At 66.2% G+C, this 19595-nt stretch carries 15 protein-coding genes, 1 tRNA gene and 1 pseudogene; 9 read left to right on the top strand and 8 right to left on the bottom strand.

What is annotated here, in order from left to right; all coding sequences use genetic code 11:
* Positions 1–6 precede the first annotated feature (6 nt).
* Positions 7–1353, bottom strand: coding sequence for a M20/M25/M40 family metallo-hydrolase (locus AAFP35_RS14350; protein WP_419222307.1), 1347 nt, complete (start codon positions 1351–1353; stop codon positions 7–9).
* 67 nt (positions 1354–1420) lie between these two features.
* Here AAFP35_RS14350 and AAFP35_RS14345 point away from each other — a divergent pair.
* The 3 genes from AAFP35_RS14345 (at position 1421) to AAFP35_RS14335 (ending at position 3273) form a co-directional block, all read left to right on the top strand.
* Positions 1421–1506, top strand: a tRNA-Leu gene (locus AAFP35_RS14345).
* 192 nt (positions 1507–1698) lie between these two features.
* Positions 1699–2112, top strand: coding sequence for a Zn-ribbon domain-containing OB-fold protein (locus tag AAFP35_RS14340; protein ID WP_419222306.1), 414 nt, complete (start codon positions 1699–1701; stop codon positions 2110–2112).
* A gap of 15 nt (positions 2113–2127) precedes the next feature.
* Positions 2128–3273 (top strand): thiolase family protein, encoded by a 1146-nt coding sequence (locus AAFP35_RS14335; RefSeq protein WP_419222305.1) that lies wholly within the window; start codon positions 2128–2130, stop codon positions 3271–3273.
* A 94-nt stretch (positions 3274–3367) separates the two neighbouring features.
* Here the strand turns inward: AAFP35_RS14335 and AAFP35_RS14330 are convergent, their stop codons facing one another.
* Entirely contained in the window at positions 3368–4303 is a 936-nt protein-coding gene (locus tag AAFP35_RS14330; protein WP_419222304.1) for a mechanosensitive ion channel family protein, read from the bottom strand.
* A 68-nt stretch (positions 4304–4371) separates the two neighbouring features.
* Between AAFP35_RS14330 and AAFP35_RS14325 the strand changes: the two genes are divergently transcribed.
* Positions 4372–5508, top strand: a complete 1137-nt coding sequence (locus AAFP35_RS14325; RefSeq protein ID WP_419222303.1) for a nucleoside hydrolase — start codon at positions 4372–4374, stop codon at positions 5506–5508.
* A gap of 9 nt (positions 5509–5517) precedes the next feature.
* Positions 5518–6468 carry an LLM class F420-dependent oxidoreductase gene (locus AAFP35_RS14320; RefSeq protein ID WP_419222302.1) on the top strand — a complete coding sequence of 317 codons (951 nt, stop codon included), beginning with the start codon at positions 5518–5520 and terminating at the stop codon, positions 6466–6468.
* Between the two features lie 355 nt (positions 6469–6823).
* Here the strand turns inward: AAFP35_RS14320 and AAFP35_RS14315 are convergent, their stop codons facing one another.
* The 5 genes from AAFP35_RS14315 to AAFP35_RS14295 all read right to left on the bottom strand — a co-directional run bounded on the left by AAFP35_RS14315 (position 6824) and on the right by AAFP35_RS14295 (position 13385).
* Positions 6824–8422, bottom strand: a complete 1599-nt coding sequence (locus AAFP35_RS14315) for an APC family permease (RefSeq protein ID WP_419222301.1) — start codon at positions 8420–8422, stop codon at positions 6824–6826.
* A 172-nt stretch (positions 8423–8594) separates the two neighbouring features.
* Positions 8595–9890, bottom strand: coding sequence for an NtaA/DmoA family FMN-dependent monooxygenase (locus AAFP35_RS14310; protein WP_419222300.1), 1296 nt, complete (start codon positions 9888–9890; stop codon positions 8595–8597).
* Between the two features lie 58 nt (positions 9891–9948).
* Positions 9949–10863: a N5,N10-methylene tetrahydromethanopterin reductase gene (locus AAFP35_RS14305; protein ID WP_419222299.1), complete on the bottom strand. Its 915-nt coding sequence runs from the start codon at positions 10861–10863 to the stop codon at positions 9949–9951.
* A gap of 2 nt (positions 10864–10865) precedes the next feature.
* Complete coding sequence (locus AAFP35_RS14300; RefSeq protein WP_419222298.1) at positions 10866–12116, bottom strand: acyl-CoA dehydrogenase family protein; 1251 nt, start codon at positions 12114–12116, stop codon at positions 10866–10868.
* Between the two features lie 69 nt (positions 12117–12185).
* Positions 12186–13385, bottom strand: a complete 1200-nt coding sequence (locus AAFP35_RS14295; protein WP_419222297.1) for a GNAT family N-acetyltransferase — start codon at positions 13383–13385, stop codon at positions 12186–12188.
* A 280-nt stretch (positions 13386–13665) separates the two neighbouring features.
* Between AAFP35_RS14295 and AAFP35_RS14290 the strand changes: the two genes are divergently transcribed.
* Genes AAFP35_RS14290 through AAFP35_RS14275 form a run of 4 tightly spaced genes read left to right on the top strand, consistent with a single transcriptional unit; the run spans position 13666 to position 18929 of the window.
* Positions 13666–15258: an ABC transporter substrate-binding protein gene (locus AAFP35_RS14290; RefSeq protein WP_419222296.1), complete on the top strand. Its 1593-nt coding sequence runs from the start codon at positions 13666–13668 to the stop codon at positions 15256–15258.
* Positions 15258–16331 carry an ABC transporter permease gene (locus tag AAFP35_RS14285; RefSeq protein ID WP_419222295.1) on the top strand — a complete coding sequence of 358 codons (1074 nt, stop codon included), beginning with the start codon at positions 15258–15260 and terminating at the stop codon, positions 16329–16331. Before AAFP35_RS14290 ends, AAFP35_RS14285 begins: the two co-directional genes overlap by 1 nt.
* Position 16332: 1 nt before the next feature.
* Positions 16333–17241, top strand: coding sequence for an ABC transporter permease (locus AAFP35_RS14280; RefSeq protein WP_419222294.1), 909 nt, complete (start codon positions 16333–16335; stop codon positions 17239–17241).
* On the top strand, positions 17238–18929 hold the full coding sequence (locus AAFP35_RS14275) for an ATP-binding cassette domain-containing protein (RefSeq protein WP_419222293.1): 1692 nt from the start codon (positions 17238–17240) through the stop codon (positions 18927–18929). The genes AAFP35_RS14280 and AAFP35_RS14275 overlap by 4 nt, the downstream gene beginning before the upstream one ends.
* Positions 18930–19149: 220 nt before the next feature.
* On the opposite strand, the pseudogene AAFP35_RS14270 reads toward AAFP35_RS14275, so the two are convergent.
* Positions 19150–19593, bottom strand: a pseudogene (locus tag AAFP35_RS14270) (4-hydroxy-2-oxovalerate aldolase); the annotation flags it as partial.
* Positions 19594–19595: the final 2 nt, after the last annotated feature.

Here is a 19595-nt window from a genome sequence, read left to right as displayed (position 1 = left end):
GACATGTCAACTGTGCAACAGAAAGTGCTCGAACACGTTGGTTCCGAACAACACCGCGTCCACCGGCACTCGCTCGTCGACGCCGTGGAACAGAGCGGCGAAGTCGAGTTCGGGCGGCAGTTGCAGCGGCGCGAAACCAAAGCACCGGATCCCCAGTCTGGCAAACGCCTTGGCGTCGGTGCCGCCCGACATCATGTACGGCACCGTCTTGCCCTCCGGGTCGAACTCGAGGATGGCGTTGTTCATCGCATCCACCAGATCGCCGTCGAAGGTGGTCTCGTAGGAATCGAGATGGGTGATCCACTCACGGGTGACGTTGGGGCCGATGAGCTCGTCGATCTCCTTCTCGAAGGCCGCCTGCCTGCCCGGCAGCACGCGACAGTCGATGACCGCCTCCGCCTTCTGTGGGATGACGTTTGCCTTGTAACCGGCCTTGAGCATCGTGGGGTTCGCGGTGTCACGCAGGGTGGCACCGATGATCCGTGCGAGGCTGCCGAGTTTGAACAGCGTGGTGTCGAGGTCCGGGGCGTCGGGCCGTAGGTCCAGCCCGGTCTCCTCGGAGACGGCAGCCAGGAACTCGCCGACCGACTCGGTCATCACGAGCGGGAACGTATGCCTGCCGATCCGCGCGACCGCCTCGGCGACGTCGGTCACGGCATTGTCGGAATGCAGAAAGGAACCGTGGCCCGCAGTGGCGTCGGCCGTCAGACGCATCCAGGCCAGCCCCTTCTCGGCGGTCTCGACGAGGTAGAGCCGACGCTGACTTCCGTCTGGCCGATCGACTGTCAGCGAGTAGCCACCCACCTCGCCCACCGCCTCGGTGATCCCGTCGAAGAGGTCCGGCCGGTTCTCGACCAACCAGTGCGATCCCCACTTTCCGCCTGCCTCCTCGTCGGCGAGGAACGCGAAGACGATCTCCCGGGGAGGGACCGTCCCCTCTCGTTTGAGCTGGCGGGCCAGGGCGAGTGCCATCCCGGCCATGTCCTTCATGTCGATGGCACCGCGGCCCCAGATGTAGCCGTCGGAGACGGAGCCCGAGAACGGATGCACACTCCAGTCGGCGGGTTCCGCGGGTACGACGTCGAGGTGCGCATGTACCAGCAGGGCACCGCGATCGGAATCCGGCGGTCCGGCCAACCGGGCGAACACGTTGCCCCGGCCGGGCTGACCGGACTCGACGTACTGGGTCGTGTAACCGACTTCCTCGAGTTGTTGCGCCACCCACTTGGCGCACTCCTCCTCGCCCTTGGTGGTCTCCGGTTCGCCTGTGTTGGAGGTGTCGAACCGGATCAACTGGCTCACGATGTCGACGACCTCATCGACCGCGCGATGCGCCTCTGGCTGGGAAGTCACCCCTCACTCCTACGGGATTTGGGATAGACGGGCAACCTCGGTTATGGTTATCCGCGCTACACAAGAGGTCCGAGTGGCGGAATGGCAGACGCGCTAGCTTGAGGTGCTAGTGCCCTATTAACGGGCGTGGGGGTTCAAGTCCCCCCTCGGACACCGAATGAGAACCCCGACCCATGGTCGGGGTTTTTCTTTTGTCTCCGAACTCTTCGTGCTCCCCGACGTGTTCCCGGTGTCGCCCCGACGCATTCGCCGCCGCGACGTGCTGCGAGAATGCCGTTTCCATTTTCGAAAACGTCACGTACGCTTACGTAGAATTGTTAGATCACACACTGCGGAGGACGTGACATGCCCAAGGCGTTGGCGCCGGAGATCTCCACCTGGCCGGAGGAGAACCCGCAGCTCATCGGAAGTCGATGTGCTGAGTGCGAGTTCGTGACGTTTCCGGCCCAAGACCACTGCCCGAAATGCGGAACCGGAGGCATGGGCGAGACCCGCTTGCCGCGCAGTGGGACGTTGATCGCGTGGACGGTGCAGGGTTTCCCGCCCGGCGCGCCCTACGTCGGTCCGGTCGGTGACGACTTCGTGCCGTTCGGGATGGGTCTGGTCCAGCTCGACGACGTCGTCCGGGTCGAAGGACGGCTGACCGAGAACGACCCCGCGAAGCTCGAGTTCGGCCAGTCGGTCGAACTGACGATGATCCCCTTTGCCACCGACGCCGACGGCGACGAGATCTACACCTTCGCCTTCGCCCCTGCCTGATCCGAGAGGACTCTCATGACAAACGACGTGGCCATCATCGGTGTAGGGCTGCACCCGTTCGGCCGGTTCGACAAGACCGCCATGCAGATGGGCGCCGAGGCGATCCAGCTCGCGCTGACCGATGCCGGGATCACCTGGAAAGACATCCAATTCGGTTTCGGCGGCAGCTACGAGGTGTCGAACCCGGACGCCGTCACCCGCCTGGTCGGCCTGACCGGCATCACCTTCACCAATGTGTTCAACGCCTGCGCGACGTCGGCGAGCGCCATCCAGCAGACCGCCGACACCATCCGCCTCGGCACGTACGACATCGGTATCGCCGTGGGCATGGACAAGCACCCCCGTGGCGCCTTCACCGACAACCCCGCGAAACTCGCCCTCCCCCAGTGGTATGCGGAGAACGGCCAGTTCCTGACGACGAAGTTCTTCGGGATGAAGGCCAACCGGTACATCCACGAGCACGACATCTCCCCCGCCACACTCGCGAAGGTGGCGGCGAAGAATTTCCGCAACGGCGAGAAGAACCCGAACGCCTTCCGACGTACCCCCATCCCCGAGGACACCATCCTCAATTCGCAGATGGTGAACTACCCACTCACGCAGTACATGTTCTGCTCACCCGACGAGGGTGCCGCGGCGGTCATCATGTGCCGGGGCGACATCGCCCACAAGTTCACCGACAAGCCGGTCTACCTGCGCGCCAGCGAGATCCGCACGCGTCGTTACGGCGCCTACGAGGTGCACGCCACGTCTGCGCCGCTCGAGGAGGACGTGTCACCGACCGTGTACGCGGCGCGGGCCGCCTACGAGCGGGCAGGCATCGGTCCCGAAGATGTCGACATCGCACAACTCCAGGACACCGATGCGGGCGCCGAGATCATCCACATGGCCGAGACCGGATTGTGCAAGGACGGCGAGCAGGAGCAGCTTCTCGCCGACGGTGCGACCGAGATCACCGGCGCGATGCCCGTCAACACCGATGGCGGCCTGATCGCCAACGGCGAGCCGATCGGCGCGTCGGGGCTACGCCAGATGCACGAGCTGGTGCGGCAACTCCGCGGCGAGGCGGGTGACCGTCAGGTCCCGGGTAAGCCGCGCGTGGGGCTCGCCCAGGTGTACGGCGCTCCCGGCACCGCCTCGGCGACGATCGTCTCACTCTGACCCGGACGCACCACGACAGTCGTGCCGACCCGTCCGGCGCGCACCACGATCGACGACGGTCGTGGTGCGCGACCGGCCGAGTCGGCACGTTCGGTCATTCGCCCTGTCCGTTGGCCCCGATGAGTCGACCGAGCGGGAGAGGCAGTGCCACGCCGTGCTCGTCGAAGGCCAGCAGGATCGCCGAACGCAGGCGACGTTGCGTCGACCACTGGGTGTTCGGCTTGGTCTTCACCGTCATGCGCAATGTCACCTGGTGGGGTGACACCTCCTGGACACCGAGCATCTCGGGCTCACCCAGGACATCGTCGGAGACCGGCTTGCGGCCGACCACCTCCTTGGCCGCCTCCAGAGCGACCTCCTGCGCCTGATCGAGATCCGCGCTCAGCGCCACCGGCAGGTCGACCCGCGCGACCGCGTACTCCTGGCTCATGTTGCCCACACGAACGATCTCGCCGTTGCGGACATACCAGAGGGTGCCGTCGACGTCTCGCACCGTGGTGACACGCAGCCCCACCGACTCGACCTCACCCGAGGCTTCGCCGAGGTCCACGAAGTCGCCGACCCCGTACTGGTCCTCGAGCAGCATGAACACACCGGACACGAAGTCGCGGACCAGGTTCTGCGCACCGAAACCGATGGCCAGACCGACGATCCCGGCCGATGCGATGAACGGCGCGATGTTGACCCCGAGCACGGCCAGAACCGACAGCACCACCCACACCAGCAAGATGATCGAGACGGTGGACTTCAGCACCGACCCGATCGTGCGCGCACGCTGGGCCCGACGCTCCGCCACCGCGGCACTGCGCGTGGCCGACGGCGCCCGCTCGCGCAGATGCCGCAGGAGGGCCGGCTTACGGCTCGACGACTCCCCCGTGGCCGGTCGACGCGTCGCCCGGTCGATCGCGCGGTGCAGAACGAACCGCAGCACCAGGGCAACGACCACGTAGAGAACGATCCGGATCGGATTCTCGATCATCCATTCTCGATTTGTTTCCGTCCATTCGAACGCGACGTTATGAACAGTCATGCCTCACCACCGTACGGAGGCGATGCCCGACCGTCAGGCGGCACCGGAGATCAGGCCACAATGGAGTCGTGACCCGGCTCTTCTTCGACTGCGACACCGGCATCGACGATTCGATCGCGTTGCTCTACCTCCTGGCCCGTCGCGACGTCGACATCATCGGCATCGCATCCACTGCAGGCAACGTCCCCGTCGACGTCGTGACCGCGAACAATCTCGCCTGGCTCGACCTCTGCGACCGCACCGACATCCCGGTGCACACCGGCTCCCCGGTGCCGCTCGTCGCCAAGCTCATGACCACCGAGGAGACCCACGGTCCCCTGGGCATCGGCTACGCCGACCTACCGCCGACCACGACATCCGCGTCCTCGGTCGATGCGGCCGACGCATGGATCGAGGCCGCCCGGGCACACCCCGGAGAACTCATCGGGTTGGTGACCGGCCCTCTCACGTCACTGGCCACAGCGATTCGCAGAGATCCGGCGTTGCCCACCCGCCTGGCCCGACTCGTCACCATGGGCGGCGCGTTCCACGTGCACGGCAACACCACGCCCACCTCGGAGTGGAACATCGCGGTGGACCCGGAGGCGGCCGCCGAGGTGTTCTCCGCATTCGGCCGCGACGGGGCCCCGGCGCCCATCGTCTGCCCGCTCGACCTCACCGAGCAGGTCGCGCTGACACCCGACCATCTCGTCCGGCTCGCCGCCGCTGCCGGCAGTTCTCCGGTCGAGTGCCCCGATCCGACCGACGATCTCGGGCTGCGTTCGGCCGCCGACAACGTGCTCATCCGTCACATCGTCGACGCGATGCGGTTCTACCTCGAGTTCCATCTCGCCCACGACGAGGGGTTCATCGCACACCTGCACGATCCGTTCGCCGCGATGGTCGCCCTGACCCCCGATCTCGTCACCGGCATCCCCGCGCGCGTCGACGTCGAACTGGTCGGCAGCCACACCCGCGGGATGACGGTTGCCGACGAACGAGGGATGACCGGCGAGCCCAACGCACGAATCGCCACCGCGACCGACGTCGAAGCGGTTTTCGACGATCTCATCGAGACTCTCGCACGCTATGCGAGATCGTTTGCGTTGTCGGATGATTCGACGACCACCCTGCCGACGACCGCCGCCGAACCCGCTGCGCACGAACCCCCTGCGCAAGTCACTCCTGGGCAAGAACCTCCTGCGACGACGATCACCCAGGCGTAGCGTCGGGGCGTGACCCGACTCGGATATCAGATCCCCAATTTCACCTATCCCGGCATCGCCGCCGATCAGTTGTTCGACACCGTCGTCGCGCAGGCCCGCGAGGCCGACGCCTCGGGTTTCGACACCGTGCTGGTGATGGACCACTTCTATCAACTACCGATCCTCGGCACCCCCGACGAGCCGATGATCGAGGCGTACACCCTGCTCTCCGCGTTGGCCCAGCACACGTCGAAGGTGCGGTTGTCTGCGCTGGTGACGGGCAACACCTACCGCAATCCGACGTTGCTGGCCAAGACGGTCACCGCGCTGGACATCGTGTCCGGCGGGCGTGGACAGCTCGGCATCGGGGCCGGCTGGTACGAACTCGAACACGATTCCCTCGGTTATGAGTTCGGCACCTTCACCGATCGGTTCGAGAAGCTCGAGGAGGCGCTGCAGATCATCCTCGGAATGCTCGACGGCAAGCGGCCGAGCCTCGACGGACGGCGGTACAAGGTCTCCGACGCGCTCAACGTCCCGGCACCACTGTCGAAGATCCCCGTGATGATCGGCGGCGGCGGCGAGAAGAAGACCTTGCGCATGGTGGCCCAGTACGCCGACGAGTCCAATCTCATCTGCGCTGTCGAGGACATCGGACGCAAACTGGATGCACTCGCCGCACACTGCGAAGCCCTCGGCCGAGACCGTTCCGAGATCACCGTCAGTCTGCAGACCTCGGCATGCGTCGCACCGACGCACGACGAGGCCGTCGCCGATTTCGAGGCCTATCTGCAACGCAATCCGGCCGCGGAGGTCCGTCGCGCCGGAACCGTCGTCGGAGACCCCGACGAGGTCGCCGCGCGGTTCGCCGACCTCCTGGCGACCGGTGTGGACGGTGTCACGGTCAACGCCCCCGCCAACGGACACGTCCCCGGTCGCGTCGGACTGCTCGGACAGACTCTGGCCCCGCTGATCGGCTAGCTGTAAAACTCGGTGAGGGTGTGATCGTGTAGGCGTTGGATCGGGGTGAGGCCGCCGACGCCGCTGTGGGTTCGGTGGTGATTGTAGTGGTGGGACCCGTTGATCGCCGGATGGCCTTGTTCTTCGGGTGATGCCCGGTTTGCCGTTCGTTCAGTCTCGGGCTGGCGGGTCGCACTACTTCCAGGTCTCGCGGTCATCGACGTCGCCGCTGTAGACCCCCATGATGTCGAACTCGTGGCCCTCGTAGTTGGCGCGGGTGCATGCCCGCTGACTGAGAGGCGACCCGCGCCGGTCCTCTGGGTCAGCGGGTCTGGCCCGCCCGAGTTCGACATCTCGGAGGGCTATCCGCAACGCGTCAAAGGATTTTGGCTGACTCCGAGCGCGCGGACTCCGCGTCATCGTCCAGGACTTCGACGATGCCGAGATCCGCAAGTCGCTCCTGCTCCTCGACGGACAACGTCTGAATGCTGCCGATCCGACGGGCGACCTCCGGGCGCGCACGACGCAGGTAGAGAAACCAGCCGACGGCCACCGCGAGGAATCCGGCAAAGACGAACGGCAGTATGTTGAACGGCCATTCGGGTTGCGGGAACACGTTGTTGACGATGACATAACCGAGTCCGAGGACCGCCAGGCCCGACACCGTCGCCCGTAACGGGGTAAGTGCCTTGATGCGGTACAGCCAGATCGGGGTCGCGATGACCACCAGGAGGTAGCTCACCAGGAATCCCCAGTTGGCGACGTAGGCGCCGTACACGTCGAAGACGAGCCGACCCGCCGAGCTGAAGGTCGCCACGACAGCGAATACCAGTGCGGCGGCGCCCACCACGAGGATGCCCACCCACGGGGTGCGGTAGCGCGGATGAACACGCGTGAGCGCCGTAGGCAACGCACCCTCGTGGGCGAGGGTGAACAAGGATCGGGCCGCCGACGTCGTCACCGCGGTGACAAAGACGATGAACGCGATCGCAACCGCCGCACTGACAATCGAGTTGATCCAGGAGACACCGGTCTCGTCGGCGAGCTGCGGCAGCACCGCCTTATCGCCGTCGATTCCGTCGAAGTGCAGCACCTGCGGGTACGTGGCCAGGAGATAGAGCACGCCGATGATCAACACCACTCGGAGCAGAGCACGCGCGATGGTGCGATGCGCGTCGCGCGCCTCCGCACCCAGCGAAGCGACACTCTCGAAGCCCGCATATGAACCGACGGCGGTCACCGCGGCGACGAACGTAGAGCTGTTGCCCAGGTTGGACAGACTCCACTGCTCACCGTCGATGTGAAAGCCGTAGGCCACATAGGACGCCACGATGATTACCGCGATGGAGATGAGTGCCAGTACTTCAAAGGCGAGTTCGTACTTCGCGGCCAGCGTCGCGCCGCGCAACGGCAGATACACCGCCACGCCGACGACGATCACCACGAGCAACAGCTTGAACCATGTCGCCTCGCTGCCCAACCCGATCTCGAAGAGGAAGGAATCGACGTAGAGCACACCGCCGAGAGCGCCGGTCGTGGCGAATCCGATGTACCCCAACAACAGGCTGACACCGGCGACGAACGCGAACCCGGGACCGAGCCCGTTGCCGGTGTAGGTACCCAGCGACCCGCTCGACACCGTGCGCCGCGCCTGGAATCCGATGGTGAGGGCGATCAACAGCACGATGACGAGGCCGACGATCGCCGCCCACGCCGCGCCTTTGCCCGCTGCGGTGTACAGCGCGAACGGCACCCCGGCGATCGCGACACTGGGCGCCGCGGCGGCGAGTCCTTGCGCGAAGACGCCCCAGGAGCCGAGAGCGTTCTCCTTCAATCCGGTGGACTCCGCCGAGGTGATGTCACGGCCGCCGACCGACAACGTGCGCGCGGCCTCCGTCGTACCGGTGTCCGCAGCCGCGGTGTTCGCCCGGCCGGCCCCTGATGGTGATGGTGAAGTCTCCGCCGATGCGGTCATGACTCCCTGCTTTCTCCGGGAACCATCGATGCCCGGACACGTTGATGGGCAACGCTTCCGACGCATGGATCGTGTTCGAATGATGTGGAATCCCGAGTATGGCCGGACTCGGCTGCCGACGAACGCGTTGCGCGCGGAAAGGTTCTATCTGTCCGAATTCCGACGACGACGCTCAGAGCGCGGCGACCGGAGTCGACGACGCCGCTCGCAGATGATCACGGAGAGTGTGGGTCTCGTACTCATGCCGGTACAGCCCGCGGCGTCGCAGAATGGGGACCAGTTCGTCGACGATGACGTCGAGTCCGTCGACGAGCACGTCGGGCTGCAGATTGAATCCGTCGATCGCGCCGGAGTGGAACCAGTCCTCGATGTGGTCGGCGAGTTGCTCTGGTGTGCCAACGAATCCGGCATGCCCGGACCCCGTGTACCGCGTCTGCTTGAGGTACTCACGGACGGTCGGATTGGTTCGCCTGATCTGCGCCACGATCGACTCACGGAATCCGACGCTGCCGGCGAAGGTCTGGAGATCAGCAGGTGCGGCGAGAACCTCTTCCGGGAACGGTTCGTCGAGCTCCAGTTTCGAAGCGTCGTACCCGATGGCCTGAGACAACCAGCCGATGGAGTACGACGCCGGGCCGCGGTCGTGCAGCTCATCGCTGCGGCGGCGCGCCTCCTCCTCCGTACTGCCCAGCGAGAGCAGCAGTCCCGGCAGGATCTTGACGTCGTCGGGTGAGCGGTCGGCGTCCTGCGCGAGGCCCTTCACGAGTCGGTAGTGCTCGATGGCCTTGTCTTTGGTCAGCTCCGCGGCGAAGACACCTTCGGCGACGCGGCCCGCCAACGCGCGACCCTTGGCGGAGCCACCCGCCTGGAACAGCACCGGATGTCCCTGTTGCGAGCGAGGTATCCGCAGGCGGGTGTCGACCGAGAAGTGGTCACCGCGATGGTGGACATCCTCTTCCGTCGCTGCCGACTCCCACAGTGCGCGCACCACATCGACGAACTCGCTCGCACGCTCGTAACGGTCGTCGCGGACCGGGACGTCGGGCAATCCGAAGTTGCGGGCCGGCACAGCTCCGCGGGTGGTGACGATGTTCCACGCTGCGCGGCCACCGGACGTGTAGTCCAGCGACAGCAGACGCTCGGCGAGTTCGACGGGATCGTTGAACGTCGTCGACGCGGTGGAGACGAGCCCGACGTTCTCGGTCGCCCCCGCCACGAAGCCCCAGTTGACCGTCGGTTCCAGGTGGGCCGGATTCGCGTCGTAGGCCGGGTCGCCGAGTGCCGGGACGTCGGCGAGGAACAAGGCGTCGAGTGTCCCGCGCTCGGCAGCCGCGCCGATCCGTCGCCAGTAGCCGGGATCGACGAAGGATCGCGGAGTCAACTCGGACGACTGCCACGCTGCGGGGAGATACCCGAGAACGAGCACGTTGATCCCGAGGATGACGTGTCCGTCGCGGCGATTGGTCATGGGTACTCCTGAAAGGCGTGTCGTGGTGCCGGCCGTTGACCGGACGTAAGCGGGTGTGTCACAGCCACGGATGTGGTTGCGGAACAGGAAATGCCGCGCGCCGCGGCACTCGTGGTGCAATCGCGAGGGTCAGCGCGTCGCGCAACGGGAGCGTCGAGTCGGTCGCGGTGACACCGTCGGCCAGAAGCTGACGCGCGGCGTGGAGCAGATCGGCGACATCGACGTCGCCACCGTCGACAGCCGCACTGAGCACGGTACCGGTCGCGTCCGTCGGCACCTCGTCGCCGAGGCCGATGGCCACGATCGGCTGTCCGGCCGAGCCGATCACGAGATCGACGTCGTCGGCGACGTCCGGCACGCCGTCCGCGGCAGGGTCGCCGTACCACGCGAGGACCGACGGTCCGTGCGGCGGTTCGGGCACCGTCAACGGACCGGCGATCCGGTAGGTTTCGTCGATGTCGACGTGATCGATCTGACCGGATCGGACGAAGATCCCGGAGTCTCGTTCGCCGACAACGGACTCCAACGGCCAGCTGCGCTCCAGCGCCCGCACAGCACGTGCAGCGGACGCCACGTGGTGTGCTGCAGCGGATCTGTCGGCGACAGTGCCGGACGCCACCCACGGGTCGATGATTGCGACGTCGGAATCAGGAAGACCGAACACTGCACCGGTGCGGCCGGCCGACAGGTGGCCGAGCGAGGCGACGCGCCGTGCCAGGTTGTACGGATGGTCACGCCGTGGTGCGGCGGCCACGAGGGTGCGGGCGCTGGTCGTCCGTGCGGCGAGAACCGCAGCCGCGGCGCTGCTGTCGATGGTCGGCTGAGCCCGTCCTACGCGGCCGTCGAACCGGTCGACGCCGAGGATCGTGAACGCCAGCGGCAGCGCATCCCACTCGGCGACCAGCGTCGAGTCGTCGAGGAGTTGCAGCACTGCTCTACCGGTCAACCCCAGTGCGAGAAATGGTGCGGCCATGGTCAGTTACCCTGTCCGCCGCGGCCTGCCGCGAAGAGATTCGGGACAGGGTCGGTGCCGTTCACAAACCAGTCACCCAGGATGCGGGCCTTGTAGACGCGCGGGTTGTGTGATGCCAACGTCCGAGCGTTACGCCAGTGGCGGTCGAGGAGCTTCGTTGTCGACACCCCGGAAGCGCCGAGAGCGTCGAACACGGTGGTCGTCGCGGCGAGGGCGGCGTCGATGATGACGAGCTGCGCCTGATCGGTGGCCACCTGCGAGCTGCGGACACGGAACGACCGTTCGTCATCGTCGCCGGCGGCATGTGCTGTGGCCAGCCGATCGAGCTCGCGTGACGTCTGACGCAACGCGGCCTCCGCCGCGAACGCGTGCGCCGAGACACTTCCGATGACCTGCAGCAGTTGCGGATCCGACGACGGCACGGGATCGAGACCCTGCGGGTAGTTCCGTCCGCGGGCCTTCAGCGCCGCGATCCCGTCCCGCAGCGTGGCACGGATGATCCCCGTCAGGACGGCGAGGATCGCCACTTGATAGAAGTGGCCCTGGTAGACGAACCGCTCGCTGACGGGAAAGACGTCGCCCTCCTCTGCGGGCACGTCGACGTAATTGGCGCTGCCACTGGCCGTCGTCTGCTGGCCGAAGCCGGTCCAGTCGTCGATCAGATCGACACCCGGATCGTTGCGGCGGACGAGAGCCGTCAGCAGTGCGCCGTCGTCGGTGCGGCCGATGACATCGAGCCAGTCGGCGAAGAGACTACCGGTGGCATAGAACTTGGCGCCGGTGACACGGTAGTCGTGACCGGCGGGCCGGATCGTCGTCGCCATCGCGGCCAAAGTTCCGTTGTTGGCCTCGGTCCACCCTCCGCCGACGAACTCTCCCGCGAGAAATCGCTCGATCCACCGGTCGTTGGCCGCCGACTGCGGTGCGTTGAGACGGTCCTCCACGAATGCCAGATGGTTGCGCCAGACATGTGCGACGTTGGCGTCGGCCTCGGCAAGGTCCGCCAGGATCGCGAAGGTCTGTTCCAGCGACGCCCCGAGTCCGCCACGCGCAATCGGTATCCGGATGCGCCCCAACCCGGCATCCTTCAGCCATTGCACCTGCTCGTGCGCGAACTCTCGGTTGCGTTCACGTTCGGTGTTGCCCTCCGCGATCCGGGCGAAGACCGGCTCGAACTGCTCGTCGAGTTCGTCGTCGGTGGCCGTCGCGGGCCGCAGGTAGACCGGCGCGATCGGCGCGTCGATGTCGGTCATGGTGGTCACTTCCTGTCGAGAGTTGTTGTGATGCAGCGCCACATGCCGCAGCGTCTGGGTGAGGGCGGGTCAGAACACGGTCCCGGAGAACGGGAGTCGGTGCGTGCCGAACAGGACGTCGAGGCGGCGGACAGCGTCGACGCGGTGCTCGACGACCTGCCCGACCGCGGCCAGGTTCCGCCACCGGGTGCCGCCCAGGTAGGTGGCGCCGAGTGCCGCGACACCGACGGTCACGTCGGGGTCTGCGGCCACGCGGAGCACCGACTTCGGGCCGATCTCGTAGACACCGGAGTTCGTGGGCAGCTGCGGATCGTCGACGGCGACGACGACCGGGTCCTCCTCGGCGTAGGTGCGTGCCGCGAGCGCCGCCTCCACGTCGACGAGTCGCAGCCAGGTCTCGTCGTGCTCAGGGCCCAGGTCGACGGCGCGGCGGTCGCCGACAGCGAGGGCGATCGGATCGTCCAGTGCCACGGCATCGACGGCGACCACATCCACCAGATCGAGGGAGAGCAGGTGCCGCCACAGTCCGGCACGGGCGTCGTCGTCGACGGCGATGAAGTCCGACACGGTCACCGTCCGTGACCTGCTGCCGAACCAGTGCTCCGGGTCCTCCGGCCGATACACCACGTACCCGTCGTCGACCCCGTTCGTATTGTGCACCGCGACATACACACTGGCGGAGTCACTCGCTCGCCGGATGCGTTGCAACTCCCACCACCCGTCCGGGCGGATGATGGTGCCGGTCGAGTCGACCCGGTCGGCGATCCCGGAGAGGAGTTCGGTGGTCACCGCACCGTCCACTAGACGGACCTGCCCGCGGTCAGGCAGCGTCGGTCGCAACCGGGCGCGTCGGAGATCCACGCGGACCGACCGCGCCGACGACGCGACGCCGTAACCGAACTGCTCGTAGATGACCGCCTCCGAGGCGCGGAGGGTCGCGACGATCTCCCCGCGACGGGCGAAGTCGTCGAACTGGGCGGCGATCAGCCGACGCAGAATCCCCTGGCGGCGGTGGGTCGGCAGCACGCCGATATGGGTGACCGCGGCGTGTGGCACGTGCGCACCGCCAGGGACGACGAGCCGACTGGTGTACGCGTCGGCCCCGCCGACGACCACGCCGTCGTCGACGGCCCCGATGAAGCGGCCGGGTTCGGTGATGGCGGTGGCGTCGACGTCCCAGGCGGGGAGTCCGACCATCGAACGGAAGAAGGCGCTCAGCGCCGACCTCACCTCATCCGGCGTCGACAGTGTGCGGATCTCAACGCTCATTCCGACGAGTATCGGCGCGAGCCTGGGCGAGATCGAGCGTTTCACCCGCGGCGATTTCATCGGAAGAATCGGGAATCGACAACTGCCGGACCCATGGGAAAGGAACTGTGTGACAACCGAACATCACCTTCGAGATCAGATCCGCTATTCCGGCGACTCAGACATTCGATCACGTTGAACCGAAGAGGTGCCGATGGGCACACGCCCACCGTAGGGTCAGCCACCGACGTGCGCCGTCGACAATCGCCGGCGCCAATCACGAGGAACGGCCCCACAGATCATGCGAATCGAACGTATTCGTCGGCGCGGCGTCGTCGGCGCCGTACTCGCTCTGACGGTCGCCGTCGTCGCGACCGCCTGCGGCGGCGGAAGCGGCTCAGTGACATCGAAGAACCCTGCCGACACACTGGTCGTCGGCTTGTACACCGAGCCGACCGCGATCGATCCGCAGCGCGAATACTTCTGGGAGACCTTCCGTGCCTCGCGCAACATCTACGAGCCGCTCGTGCAGGAGGTGCTGTCGACCGATCAAGGCGTGACGAAACTGGCGCCCGGTCTCGCGACGGCGTGGCGGTCCAACCCCGATGCCACCACATGGACGTTCGACCTGCGGCGCGGGGTGAAGTTCCACGACGGCACCGACTTCGACGCGGCCGCACTGGACTTCAACGTCAAGCGCTTCAGCGATCCGTCGTTCGAGTTCTACGACGAGAAGAGTGCGGCGATGCTGAAAGCACGGTTCAGCGACCTCAAGAGCACCCGCATCGTTGATGACCACACCTACCAGTTCACCTTCAATCGGCCCTACCTGGGATTCCCGCGACTGCTCGCCCAGTCCATCGGCTCGCCGCTCGTATTCAGCGCGGCCGCGCTGCGGCAGTACGGCAACGACGGACTGTCGGAGCATCCGACGGGTACCGGCCCCTACCGGTTCGTCGAGCGAAAGATCAACGACCACATCACGCTCGACCGCAATGACGCCTACTGGGGTGAGGCACCGCAGCTGAAACGCCTGGTGTTCCGGACGATCCCGAACAACCAGAGTCGGCTGGCCGCCTTCCAGAGTGGCGAGATCGACATCCTGACGCGCGTGCAACCCACCGACGTAGAACTGCTCGAGCGTCAGGGTGCGTCGGTGCCGAAGGGCACCGCGGCGCAACTCGACTACGTCTCCTTCCTGTTCGGCAACCGTTGGGCGCAGAACCCGCAAGTGCGCGAGGCCGTCTCGCTCGCCATCGACCGCCAGGGTCTGGCCGACAACATCTACTCCGGCCACGCACAACCACTCTGGTCGTTTCTGAATCCCGGCAACGAGGCCTACGACCCGAATCTGCGTAACTACTCCTACGATCCGGACCGCGCACGGCAGGTGTTGTCCGGAGCCGGGCTCGGCAATGGGCAGGTGTCGTTCAACATCATCGCCGACCTCGCCGGCCAGCCCGAGGCGGAGGCCATCTCCACGAACCTGAAGGCCGTCGGGATCAACGCGCCCGTCGTCGCCCTCGAGCGAGGCAACTACTCGTCGCGCATCTCCAATCCGCAATCCGACGACGGCTTCCACCTCGGCGAATACGGCGGCACCTACCCCGAGTGGGCACTGGAGGGATTCAACTCGACGGTCCTGGCCAACGGAGGTGAACGCTACGTCGATTACCCGGCGATCACCCGTGCACTCGACACCGCGCGCTACACCAGCGACCCGAACACGCGAATCGTCGACTGGCAGAACGCCGACAAGGTGATCGCCGCGGACCACGCGGTCATCCCGACGGTGAACTTCACCCGCTACTACGCGATCTCGCCCCAGGTTCGCGGCTTCGTCTGGCCCAACACGAACTGGTACGACCTCGGACCGGTGTCGAAGGAGAGCTGATGTCGACCACCCTGATCCAGACGGACGCCGACGTCGGCGCCGACGAGCCCGATGCACCCCAATCGCGCGCCGTCGAACCGACCGGTCGCTGGGATACGGTGCGGGCCGCGGCCCGTCGGCACCGCCTGGCGCTTCGGATTCTCGGTCGGGTGCTTCTTCTGGTCCCGGTGCTGTTCGTCATCTCGATCCTGGTGTTCCTGCTCGGAAAGGCGAGTCCAGGAGACCCCATCAAGGCCAGCCTGCACGGCGTCCTGTCGCCGGATGCAGTTGCCGACCTCCAACAGGCGTACGGGCTGAACGACGGACTGGTCGCCCAGTACCTCGACTGGGTGTCGAGTCTGTTCACCGCAGGCGGCGGCCGGTCGATCATCAACGGCTCCAACGTGTTCGACACACTGGGAACGGCGTTCGTGAACACGTTGATCCTCACCGCCGCCGCGGTGTTCGTATCCGTGGTGTTCGGGGTGCTGATCGGAACCGTTGCGGCGCTCAATCACAACCGCTTCGTCGACCGCGCCATCATGCTGCTGGTGCAGATCGGTTCGAACCTGTCGGTCTACTGGTTCGGTCTGATCCTGATCTGGCTGTTCGCTTTGCAGTGGAAGGTGCTGCCTGCCACCGGCATGCGCGACCTCGCCGGCGACGGCGGTGCCGCCGACCTCGTGCACCACCTGATCCTGCCCGCGTTCTCCGCGGCGCTCATCTCGATGCTGATCCTGGCGCGATTCGCACGGGCGGGCGTGATCGAGAGCCTGGAATCGGACTACATCCGGACCGTGCGCAGCCAAGGCCTGCCGCAGTGGCGAATCCTGACCAAGCACGTCGGCCGCAACGTCGCACCGATCATCGTCACGACGACGGGTCTGGAGATCGGCACTCTGCTCAGCGGCGCGGTGTTCGTCGAGTTCGTGTTCAGCTGGCCAGGCGTCGGCACCGACCTGATGAACGCCATCAGTGCCCACGACTACCCCGTCATCCAGGGCGGCGTCATGTTGGTGACGGTGGTGTTCGTACTCGTCAACCTGGTCACCGACGTCATCGCCGATCTGCTCGACCCCAGACTCAGGAGCTGATGTGACGATCTCGGACGATCAGGAGAAGACGGCCGACATCGGTGGGGGCGTGTCGTCGTCGGCCACTCGACGGTGGAATCGCCCTGCATGGACCTACCATCGACAGTTGGTTCTCGCGGTCACCGTGCTGACGCTGGTGATCGTGGTGTCTGCTCTGGCACCGTGGCTCGCTCCCTTCGATCCGACGGTCGGGGACCCGGCGTCGCGGTATCTCCAACCCGGCTCGGACGGACATCTGCTCGGCACTGACGAGCAGGGTCGCGACATCCTGAGTCGTCTCATCTGGGGCGGTCGGGCCACGATCGTCCCGACCGCGATCGCAACCTCGGTCGCCGTGCTGATCGGCTCCGCCATCGGACTCCTGGCCGGCTGGTCGCGGTCGTGGGTGTCGTCCGGGGTCATGCGGATCATCGACATCCTGTTCGCGTTCCCGGTCGTCATCGTCGCCTTCGCGCTGGCCGAGGTGATCGGGATGGGCGTCTGGGTGGTGGCCTCCGCAGTGGTGTTCGCCGCGGTCCCCTACGTGACGCGGATCGTCTACGCCGAGACGCGACGCCAGCGCGAGCTGGAGTATGTCGAGGCATCCATCGGGCTGGGCGCATCATCGTGGACGATCCTGCGTTCGGAGATCTTGCCGAACGTGGGTGCGACCATCATCGTGTATTGGACCAGTCTCATCGGCATACTGATCGTGTTGGCGTCGAGCCTCAGTGCACTGGGCATTGGCGTGCAGCCACCCACGCCCGATTGGGGGCGGATGGTCGCCGAAGGTGCAAAGGTCCTGATCTCGGGCAGCCCGTTCGTCGCGATCGTCCCGGGAGTCGCGATTCTCATCGTGGGCCTCGCCTTCAACTGGCTCGGCGACGGCCTCCGTGACGTGCTCGACCCCCGCTGGAGCGCACACCGATGACGACCACACATGAATCACGTTCATCCGCAGAGACTTCCGACGCGCGCCCACTGCTGCGTGTCGACGGCTTGTCGGTCCGCTTCCCGAATCGGACCGGGGGCGTCGACGCGGTGTCGGACCTCTCCCTCGACCTGACGACCGATCGCGTGCTCGCCCTGGTCGGCGAATCGGGATCGGGCAAGAGCGTCACCGCGTCCGCGATCGCGGGCCTGCTCCCAGCCAGTGCTCGGCCCGAGGTGACCGGGTCGATAGAGCTCGGTGGCCACCAGATCATCGGCGCCGCCGAACGTGATCTGAACAGGCTGCGAGGCAAACGGATCGGCACGATCTTCCAGAACCCGGCGACGTCGTTCGACCCGTCGTTCACCATCGGCAACCAGCTCGTCGAACTGATCCGACTCCACCGACCGGTGGCTGGGCGCGACGCTCTGACGCTGGCAGCTGAGTGGCTGGAGCGGGTGGGCATCCACGATCCGCACCGCGTGCTCGACAGTTATCCGCATCAGTTGAGTGGCGGTATGCGACAACGGGTGATGATCGCGGTCGCATGCCTACCCGAGCCCGATCTGCTGATTGCCGACGAACCCACGACCGCACTGGATCCGACGCTCTCCACTCAGATCCTGGATCTGATCGACGGTCTGCGGCGCGACCTCGGCATGGCCGTGCTGTTGGTGACGCACGACTTCGGCGTGGTGGCACGGCTCAGCGACACCGTCGCGGTCCTCCGCCATGGGCGTCTCGTCGAGTCCGGCGCCACCGCCGCGCTGCTCGCGAATCCGCAGCACGAGTACACGCAGCGTCTCATCGCCGCGGTGCCCGAACTCTCGACCGACGCTCATCTCGTGGCGCGTGACCTTTCGTCGGCCGATCCGTCGTCCGCGGCGGTGATCGACGAGGTATCGAAGGTGTTCCACGCCAAAGGGAGTCGGACGAGCGACTTCGCCGCGCTACAGGATGTGTCCATCCGCGTCGACCGGGGTCGGACTCTCGGGTTGATCGGCGAATCAGGCTCTGGGAAATCGACATTGGCACGCATCCTGGCCGGCATCGAACCCGCCTCCAGCGGGACGGTCACCCTACATCGTGACGACCGTGAGATCGAGGTCTCGCAGCTGGGTCGCGCAGACCGGGCACGTCACGTCCAGCTCGTCTTCCAGGATCACGGCAGCGCACTCAACCCCCGCATCCGGGTCGGCGAGCAGATCACCCGGCCCATCCGCCGTCTCGGAATAGCCGCGAACACGTCTGCTGCCAGACGCCGCACCGACGACCTCCTCGACCTGGTCGGGCTCGAACCCGCCGCCATCCGGGACCGCTACCCCCATCAACTCTCCGGGGGTCAGCGGCAACGCGTCGGCATCGCCCGCGCGCTCGGGGTCGAGCCGGCGTTGGTGATCCTGGATGAACCCACGTCGGCGCTGGACGTCACCACACAGGACGAGATCCTGCACCTGCTCGCCGATCTCCGCACGACGACGTCTGTCACCTACCTGCTCATCGCGCACGACCTAGCCGTCGTCCAGGCCTTCGCGGACGACGTGGTGGTCCTGGACCGAGGTCAGGTCGTCGACCGGTTCGATTCCCGCGACTTCCGAACGCCCGACCGCGATCCCGTCACCCAGCGGCTCGTGGATGCCGTGTTGCCGCCGCGGCCCACGCGGATCAGCCGGGAGCCTTCCGGCTGATTCCCTCCCACGCTCGGTTGTTAGCGAACGGCGCCACGGGCGCCTGACTCATCGAGTCGAGCGCACTCTTGCCCGGCCCGTAGAACTCGGTGGACACACCGCCGCCGCCCGTGCCGATCGAGGTGACCTGGAGGTTACGACCAGGTCCTTGGGCCCGAAGGTGCGCGATCCACCGGAAATCTGACACCCCCTCTGGCGAGTTCGGCTAGCTGGAAATCTGTCAGTTGTTCTGCGCTGCCACCAGGTCGAGGGCTATGTCAACGATCATGTCTTCCGGTCCACCGCAGAGGCCGCGGCTGCCAACTTCGACGAGGATGTCTCGTGTCTCGAGTGAGTACGTCTGCGCCGCCCGTTCGGCGTGGCGTAGGAAGCCGGAGTAGACACCGGCGTATCCGAGGGTCAGAGTCTCGCGATCAACGCGTACGGGTCTGTCCTGGATGAGGCGGATGATGTCGTCGGCTGCGTCATGGAGCGCGAACAGATCGCAGGAATGGTCCCACCCGTGGAGATTCGCGACGGTGATGAACGCTTCGATGGGACAGTTGCCTGCGCCGGCGCCGCGCCCAGCGAGTGAGGGGTCTACGCGGGTGGCCCCCTCTTCGACTGCGGCGATGGAGTTCGCGACTGAGAGTGAGAGGTTGTCGTGTGCGTGGGTTCCGATCTTGT

Origin of the sequence: Gordonia sp. CPCC 206044, assembly GCF_048537895.1 — a bacterium.
In the GTDB taxonomy this organism is placed as follows: Bacteria; Actinomycetota; Actinomycetes; order Mycobacteriales; family Mycobacteriaceae; genus Gordonia.
The sequence above is the reverse complement of the archived record's forward strand: the minus strand, read 5'-3'. Positions and strand labels throughout refer to the sequence as shown.